Origin of the sequence: Rheinheimera sp. (genome assembly GCF_036568245.1) — a bacterium.
Lineage (GTDB): Bacteria > Pseudomonadota > Gammaproteobacteria > Enterobacterales > Alteromonadaceae > Alishewanella.
On sequence record NZ_DATCSY010000240.1, the window covers coordinates 1 to 2754 of the forward strand.

The following is a 2754-nucleotide window of genomic DNA, read 5'->3' on the forward strand; positions in this document are numbered from 1 at the left end:
TGGCCCGAACGACACAGTAGATGCACAGGGCAACCCGGTAGACAAAGGCCCGGGCGCGCATTTAAATTTTGTCGCTAACTACTTTAAAAACCGCACCTGGGGTGTCGAATTTATCGATAACAGCAATGTGGCCGGTGTAACCGCGCCGCGTATTATTGTGAACCAGTATTTTCAGCAAGCAAAAAAAGGTGGTGGCCACTCTTTTGTCCGCCGCTTCGACGAGCCGGGTGTTACCGGCTTTGGCTGGATGAGCCCCGGCGATCTGCTGGACGACTCTACCTATCTCAGTGACGGAGCCCCCTGCCCGGTGGTAACCAAACCCGCAAATGGTGTGCTACTGCACCCCGACAGTGGTTTCAATGGTGTGATCGGTGCAAATGATGGTTGTAGTGTGGTTTTTGACACTTACCCGGGGCACAGAGCGCTTAGCGCAAATGCCGATGGTGTATTGGTACCCAATGGCAGCAGCGTCGCCGCCCGGTCGCTGAAAAAAGGCGATATTATCGAATTTACCAGCTCATTTTTCTCTACCCGTCAGGTGATGGATGCCATTGGTGACAATGGCGGTGTGCGCTATTACACCAACGAGCTGACCTATGTGATGGGTCAGGGCCTGCGCCCCTGGTACGGTGTACAGCCCCGCCTGATGAATGCTCCGCTACCCGACAGCACGTTGCAAGGCGGGCTGGGGTCAATCTCATACGATTACGCCGACAACCCGAGTTTTATGTTTCAGCAACCACACAACACTATCGGCATGCAGAATATTCAGCGCTTTATGGAAGGCCGGCGCTGGTTACACACCAACTTGTGGACCGGTGAACATAACGAGTCCGGTAACGATCGCAACGATGCCGGCCGCCACCTGCAAGGCGAACATTTTAACCAGTCATCGTGCTTTAACTGCCATATCGGTAATGGCCGTAGTGTGGCGCCAACCACCTTAAACCAGCGGCTTGATACCATGGCGGTGCGGGTAGGTGAAACCGGTACCGACAGTAACGGTAATGCGCTGCCGCACCCAATTTACGGCCAGGCATTACAAATGAATGCCCGCTCAACCCGCACTGGCGACCGGCAAAACTGGGGCAACGGCGCCTGGGTATCAGGCTTTGACAGCCACGATGTCACGCTGGCCGATGGCACTGTAGTGCAACTGCGTAAACCGCAGATTGCCTTTGACGGCCCGATCCCTGGCGCCTATTCCGTGCGCTCGGCACAGCCGCTGATTGGCATGGGCTTACTGGAGGCGATAGACGATGACACTATCTTATCCTGGGTGCGCGACATTCCCGATGCCGACGGCGTAGTAGGCTCAGCCAACTACGTTTATGACCCCGAAACCGGCGACGTGCGCCTGGGCCGTTATGGCTGGAAGGCCGGCAAAGCCAGTCTGCGCCATCAGGTCGCCAACGCCGCCTTGCTGGATATGTCTGTCACCTCATCAGTGTACCCTACCCGCTTATGCCTGTTCGGGCCTGAGCACTGCGACGCCAGTAACGCCGAACCCGGCCTGCCGGATGAAGCACTGCAACTGATGACACAGTACCTGCAGCTGCTGGGTGTACCGGCACAACGCAGTGTGCAAAGCGGCTTCCCTAAAGGTGTATCCCCGCTGCCCTATCTGGACGTAGCACCGGATAAAATTGCACAGGGCGAGCAGGTATTTAAAGCAATACGCTGCAACGCCTGTCATATCAGCGATGTGCAAACCAGCAATCGCTCTGAGTTTGCAGAAGTCCGTAACCAGCGTATTAAGCCCTATACCGATTTACTGCTGCACGATATGGGTGCTGGCCTGGCCGATAACTTTGCTGAAGGTCTGGCAACCGGCAATATGTGGCGCACACCGCCGCTGTGGGGGCTGGGCTATACAGAGTACGTTGCTGATGGTGTGCCGGTAGGTTACTTACATGATGGCCGCGCCCGCACGGTTACCGAAGCCATTCTGTGGCACGGCGGTGAAGCTGAAATAATCAAAAACCGCTTTGTAAACCTGCCAACCAACGAGCGCGAAGCCCTGCTGGCATTTTTACAGTCTTTGTAACGCAAAAAGCCCGGTGTAATGCACCGGGCTTTTTTTTCAGACAATCAATGACTGTTAGCCTGCAACGCTTTGCTCAGCGGTAACAGCCGCTGGCCCTTGTTGCCGACCACGCCTGAACCACAATACCATTACCAACCCGACCGCAGCGGTAGCTGCACCGGCCAGCGGCACGGCACTTAAGCCAAAACCGGCACTGATCATCAGCGCTCCCAACATAGCGCCTAACGCATTACCCAGGTTAAAGGCACCGATATTCATCGCCGATGCCAGGCTGGGAGCTTCTGCAGCCTCCTGCACTACCATAGCCTGCAGTGGTGGCACCAGCGCAAAACTGGCAATACCCCAGAGGAAAACCAGCGGCACTACCATCACCGGCTGGGCGACGGTCACAGCAAACACCACCAGCAGCAACATAACGGCGACTAACGACGCGATAAGGGTTAAATCCATTGAGCGATCGGCAAAGCGGCCGCCAAGAATATTACCCACCGCCAGGCCAATACCGTACAACACCAGCATAGAGGTTACAAACACGGTAGAAGCCTGGGTTTCCTGCTGCAAAATCGGCACTATATACGTAAACACCGTGAACATTGCGCTGGAGCTGACCACTGTTAGCAGCAGTGCCACCAGCACCGGCTTTTTGCCCAACACCCGCAGCTCATTGCGCACATTGGCTTTTTGTTTATTCGCCATAGGCGGTAACG

The 2754-nt window shown here is 55.6% G+C and carries 2 protein-coding genes; one reads left to right on the plus strand and one right to left on the minus strand.

Annotated features, from left to right (window positions below):
- On the plus strand, window positions 1–2047 hold a 2047-nt coding region (locus tag VIN66_RS11100), incomplete at its 5' end, for a di-heme oxidoredictase family protein (protein WP_331924058.1).
- 54 nt (window positions 2048–2101) lie between these two features.
- Here VIN66_RS11100 and VIN66_RS11105 read toward each other — a convergent pair.
- On the minus strand, window positions 2102–2754 hold a 653-nt coding region (locus tag VIN66_RS11105), incomplete at its 5' end, for an MFS transporter (RefSeq protein ID WP_331924059.1).